This window comes from Streptomyces flavofungini, from assembly GCF_041028215.1.
In the GTDB taxonomy this organism is placed as follows: Bacteria; Actinomycetota; Actinomycetes; order Streptomycetales; family Streptomycetaceae; genus Streptomyces; species Streptomyces flavofungini_B.
This window is the reverse complement of the sequence record NZ_JASKYR010000604.1, coordinates 1-5113: the sequence shown is the minus strand read 5'-3', so window position 1 is coordinate 5113 and position 5113 is coordinate 1. Positions and strand designations below refer to the sequence as shown.

Below are 5113 nucleotides of genomic sequence, written 5' to 3'. Positions count from 1 at the left end.
CAACTACGACCAGTAAAGCCCCCGGCACTGACAATCGGCGCGGACGGCTGCTCGCGGTCGTGCTGGCCGCGCAGTTCATGGCGCTGCTCGACGCGTTCATCGTGAACGTCGCCGCACCGACCATCCAGACCGAACTGCACGCGTCCGGCGCCGGGTTGCAGCTCGTGATCGCCGGTTACACCATCACGTACGCGGTCCTGCTGATCACCGGCGCGCGGCTCGGTGACCGGCTCGGGCACCGGCGGGTCTACCTCGTCGGCCTCAGCGTCTTCACCATCGCCTCGCTGGCCTGCGGACTCGCCGGAAGCACCGGGGAGTTGATCGCCTTCCGGCTGGTGCAGGGCGCCGGTTCGGCGGTCCTGATCCCGCAGGTGCTCAGCCTGATCCAGCGCGGCTTCGCGGGGGAGGCCCGGGTCAGGGCGCTCGGCGCCTACTCGGCCGTCCTCGCCACCGGTGCCGCCGCCGGTCAGGTGCTCGGCGGAGTCCTCGTCAGCGCCGACCTCCTCGGCACCGGCTGGCGGCCGGTGTTCCTCGTGAACGTGCCGGTCGGCGTGGTCCTGCTCGTCCTCGCGTTCCGTGTGCTGCCGCGCGACGAGGGCGCGGCGCTCGCGGCCGGACGGGCCCGCGGGTTCGACCCGCCGGGCCTGGTGCTGCTCGGCGCCGCGGTCTCGCTCTTCACGGTGCCGCTGGTCCTCGGTCAGCAGAAGGGCTGGCCGCTGTGGTCGTGGCTCTCGCTGGCCGCGGCGGCGGTCCTCTTCGCCCTGTTCTGCGCCTACGAGACCCGGCTCGCCCGGCGGGGCGGAGCGCCGCTCGTCGCGCCGCGGCTCCTGCGGGCGCCCGGCATGGGGCTCGCCGTCTTCCGGATCGCCGCCGTGATGGCCGTGAACTCGGGCTTCCTCTTCGTGCTCACCCTGCACATTCAGGACGGCCTCGGGTACAGCGCGCTGCGGGCCGGGCTCACCTTCGCGCCCGCCGCCGTCGTCTTCGGCGCGGTCGGACTGACGTGGCGGCGCTGGCCGCTGCCGTTGCAAAGGGCACTGATCCCCGGCGGCTTCGCGCTGGCCGCGGTGGCGATGACCGCCATGGGGCTGCTGCTGCGGGACGGCGGCGACGGCGGGCTCTGGCTCTACGCGGCCTTCGCGGGCGTGGGCGCCGGACTCTCCCTCGGCTTCGGCCCGACCCTGACCCGGGCGCTCGCCACGGTGCGCGCCGAGGACGCGGCGGACGCCAGCGGTCTGCTCGCGACGGTCACTCAGCTCGGCCAGTTGACCGGAGTCGCCTGTTTCGGAGCACTTTTCCTCCACCGCCTTGAGTCGTCCGAGTCGTTTGAGTCGTTCGGGGGGCCTGGGGCGTATTCATCCGCGGACGCGCTCCTGGTGTGCGCATACGCGCTCGCCTCGGTGGCCGCACTGGGCGCCGTGTCCGGACTGGTACGACTGCGTCGCTGACCGGGTCGCTCAGGCCGTGGCAGAATCGGACGGCCGGAAGGGGACGCAGCCCGACGGGAGGGAGAGCGCGATGCCCGCGAGCATCATCGGAGGGGTCGACCGCCTCTCCGACGAGGCGGCGATGCGAGAACGTGCCGGGCGCCGCACGCTCCTCAACTGCCCTTCCTGCGGCTCGGCCCACGTCGCCCAAGTCCTCGGTGACAACGGCGGAATCTCGTACGTGTGCACCGCCTGCGGCCACAGCTGGAGCTGATCGATGGGTGCACACAGGCGGAAATGCGACTGGTGTGACAGTGGCACGCCGATCGTCCGCGACATGGAACCGGTCAACAGCGAGTACCAGTACTGGTGCGAGGAATGCGCCCGGGCACTGATCATAAAAGGCGACCCCATCGAGACCTACCGTGAGCTCGAAGGGGAGCCGATCTACGGCCGGCTGCTCGACGAGCACTGCACCCTCAAGCGGTTCTACTCGTTCGCCACCGCCTGACGCCGATCAGCAGAAACCCCGAACCGGTCATTACGTAGAGGGCGGACAGCAGCATCTGGCCAAAGTTCTGGTCGAGTTCGAGCCGTCCCGCACCGTGCGGGACCCACCACAGGGCGTACGAGACGAAGACCAGCGCGGCGCTTCCGGTCACCGCCCAGCGCCCCCGGCCGCCCCGCCGCACCGCCTCCGAGCCCAGGAGCAGCACCATGGGCACGCACCACACCCAGTGGTGCGACCACGACACCGGGCTGACCAGCAGGGCCGTCGTCGCGCAGGATGCCGCCGCCCACGCCCGCTCGCCGCGCAGCGCCGCCGCCACCGCGACGGCCAGGCCGAGCGCGCCGCCCGCCGCTGCCGCCGCCGCCCACCAGGCACCGGGCTCGGCGGTGTGCAGCAGCCGGGCGAGCACGCCCCGCAGCGACTGGTTCGCCGTGTCCTCCGTCAGGCCGACCCGGCTCGCCTCGAAGACCATGCGGGTCCAGAACCGCCACGAGTCGCGCGGCAGTGCGGCGGCGGCGAGGAGCGTCGCCCCCGCGAACGAGACGGCCGCCACGCACGCGTGCCGCACCGGGGGCCGCCACGGGCCCCGCCGCAGGGCCTCGGCGGCCCCGGTCAGGAGCAGGAACACGGCGAAGAGCGCGGGCGTGAGCTTGATCGCAGCGGCGACCCCGATGCCCACGCCCGCCCAGCGGTAGCCGGGGCGCCGGGAGAGGTCCCACAGGACGAGCACGCCGAGCAGCAGATTGATCTGTCCGTAGCGCAGCGTCGTCCACACCGGCTCGCACCAGACGGCGAGCGCGGAGAGGCCCAGCACGGTCCGCACGCGCGCGTGGCGCCCGTCACCACCGATGAGCCGCAGCGAGAGACCCACGAAGGCGATCAGCAGCAGCAGGTTTCCCAGCGCCGCGAGCGCGCGTATGTCCGGCACGTCCAGGAGCGTCAGCGGAGTGAACAGGAGCGCGGCGAACGGCGGGTACGTCGTGGGCAGGTGCGCCTCGGTGGTGCGCAGCGCGTAGAGGTCGCCGCCCGCGCGTACGGTCTCGCCCTCCGCTCGGTAGACCATCAGGTCGATCATCGAGACGTCGGCGGCGCGCTGGGCGAGCCAGAAGGCCGTGAAGGAGAGCAGGCAGGCCCCGGCGGCCACGGGCACGCGGCGGTGGGTGGTGGCGAGCGCGATCACGGTCACGGGGGCTGACAGTACCGGCCGTATCGGGCTGTACCGGTGCAGACCGGAAACGATTTGGTGGAGCACGGGGATGACCGTGTAATGTTGGCGGAGCCGCCGGGGAAACCGGGCGGACAAGCAAGGGGCTATAGCTCAGTTGGTAGAGCGCCTGCATGGCATGCAGGAGGTCAGGAGTTCAATTCTCCTTAGCTCCACAGCAGATGAAAGCGGGCCACCCGGATCGGGTGGCCCGCTTCTTCTTTTGTCAGTGCCTTCCACTTCTGTCTCTTCTGTCAGCGCTTTCCGCCGACGGTCCTTCCTGTCACTGCCTTCCGCTGCCGAGTGCCCTGCGTCCCCGGCCGGGCGGCAGCGCGGCGGGCAGCCCGGGACGCTGCCTGGGCGCCGCCCTCGGGTCCTCCTCGATGCGCAGGGCGAGCGCGGGGCAGCGCCGCACCGCGCGCGCGGCCCGCGCTTCGGAGTAGCGCGGTACGGCGGCCTCCGCCACCGAGGGGAAGCCGTCGGGGCCGAGCTGGAGCAGCTCGGGGACGATGTCCGCGCACAGCCCGTGGCCCTGGCAGAGCGTCCAGTCCACCGCCAGCCTGCGGCCGCTCGGCGCGTCGCCCCGGGGAGCCTCCGCCTGGAGGGGCAGGACGCCCTCCACCGGACGGCCACAGCCGCCGCCGAGTACGTGCGCCGCCAGGTCGTCGGTGAACGCCGCGATCGTCGACTCCAGGAAGGCCGCCGTGCCGTCCGGATGCTTGCAGGCGCCGCGCCGCTTCACGGCCCTGGTCACCTCGCGCAGTGCTTCAAGGGCGGTCGGACCGCCTCCGGCGAGGACGTCCGCGAGGCCGCGGGCCGCCGCGGGAAGGCCGAGGTAGCAGGGCCCGCACTGGCCCGCGCTCTCGGCGGCCAGCCAGTGGGCGACCCGCAGCGACTCGCCCAGCGGGCAGGTGCCCTCGCCGATCGGCAGGATCGCCCCCGCCCCCAGCGCGCCCCCGCAGGCGTCCAGGGAGGCCCTGGAGACGATCGCCTCGTGCGCGGTGGCGCTGTCGAGCCACTTGCCGTGGTAGCCGCCGGTCAGCACGCCCTGGGGCAGCGCGGGGGCGCCGGCGAGCTGGAGCACGTACCGCAGCGGGACGCCGGTGGGCACTTCCACGACCATCGGCCGGGCCACCGCCCCGGAGAGGGTCAGCAGGAGCGTGCCGGGCTCGTCGCGCAGGCCGGTGCGGCAGTAGCGGTCGGCGCCGATCCGCGCGGCGATCGCGAGCTGGGCGAACGTCTCGGCGTTCGAGAGCAGCGTCGGAGCGCCGCCCACCCCGGAGTCGGAGGTGCGCACCTTGCGGCCCGGCGGCAGCGGCGGCCCGCCGTCGGCGGAGCGGACCAGCGCGGAGGACTCCCCGGTGACCATGCGTACGGGGTTGCGCTGCACGCGCGCGCGTAGCGCCGCGCCCCGGCGGTTGCCGAGGCCGCGCTCGGCGAGGGCGGTGCGCATCGAGGCCTCGGTGGAGTCCCGGGTCACGCCGATGACGAGCGTGCGGGCGCCGAGGGCCTCGGCGGCGAGCAGGGCGCCGTCCAGGATGAGGTGCGGGGCGCGGTTGATCAGAACGGTGTCCTTGCGGCACGCGGGCTCGTCCTCGCTGCCGTTGACGACGACCACGGGGCGTACGCCGCGACGTATCGCCGCCTCCGCGACGGAGCGCAGCTTGCGGGCGAAGGGGAAGCCCGCGCCGCCCCTGCCGCGCAGCTCGATCTGCTCGGCGAGCCCGGCGAGCGCCTCCCCGGCCATCGGTTCCAGGGGCCCGTGCACCTTGAGGTGCATCGGCAGATCGAGGCGTTCGACCAGGTCGAAGCCGGACGTGAGCAGCGGGAGGCCGACGACGCGGACCTCGGGGACGTCGGGCAGCGACGCGTTCACGGGTGGCCTCCGGTGGCGGCGGTCCAGGGCTCACCCGGGCCGGGGGCCTGGAAGGGCCCTGGCGGCGGCTCGGTGGCGGAGCCACTGTCATAGGC

Annotated in this window: 5 protein-coding genes and 1 tRNA gene; 4 read left to right on the top strand and 2 right to left on the bottom strand. The window is 73.4% G+C overall.

Annotated elements, in window-relative coordinates; all coding sequences use genetic code 11:
* Positions 1-59 precede the first annotated feature (59 nt).
* The 3 genes from AB8Z36_RS30770 (at position 60) to AB8Z36_RS30760 (ending at position 1938) form a co-directional block, all read left to right on the top strand.
* Positions 60-1448: an MFS transporter gene (locus AB8Z36_RS30770; RefSeq protein ID WP_369216672.1), complete on the top strand. Its 1389-nt coding sequence runs from the start codon at positions 60-62 to the stop codon at positions 1446-1448.
* A gap of 70 nt (positions 1449-1518) precedes the next feature.
* Positions 1519-1701, top strand: coding sequence for a hypothetical protein (locus AB8Z36_RS30765; protein WP_369216671.1), 183 nt, complete (start codon positions 1519-1521; stop codon positions 1699-1701).
* A 3-nt stretch (positions 1702-1704) separates the two neighbouring features.
* A complete protein-coding gene (locus AB8Z36_RS30760) occupies positions 1705-1938 on the top strand; it encodes a hypothetical protein (RefSeq protein WP_369216670.1) in 234 nt (77 codons plus the stop codon).
* Here the strand turns inward: AB8Z36_RS30760 and AB8Z36_RS30755 are convergent.
* Positions 1907-3124, bottom strand: coding sequence for a glycosyltransferase 87 family protein (locus AB8Z36_RS30755; RefSeq protein ID WP_369216669.1), 1218 nt, complete (start codon positions 3122-3124; stop codon positions 1907-1909). The genes AB8Z36_RS30760 and AB8Z36_RS30755 overlap by 32 nt on opposite strands.
* A 121-nt stretch (positions 3125-3245) precedes the next feature.
* Between AB8Z36_RS30755 and AB8Z36_RS30750 the strand changes: the two genes are divergently transcribed.
* Positions 3246-3318: transfer RNA gene (locus AB8Z36_RS30750), tRNA-Ala, on the top strand.
* A gap of 107 nt (positions 3319-3425) precedes the next feature.
* On the opposite strand, the gene AB8Z36_RS30745 is transcribed toward AB8Z36_RS30750, so the two are convergent.
* Complete coding sequence (locus tag AB8Z36_RS30745; RefSeq protein ID WP_369216668.1) at positions 3426-5018, bottom strand: NADH-ubiquinone oxidoreductase-F iron-sulfur binding region domain-containing protein; 1593 nt, start codon at positions 5016-5018, stop codon at positions 3426-3428.
* Positions 5019-5113: the final 95 nt, after the last annotated feature.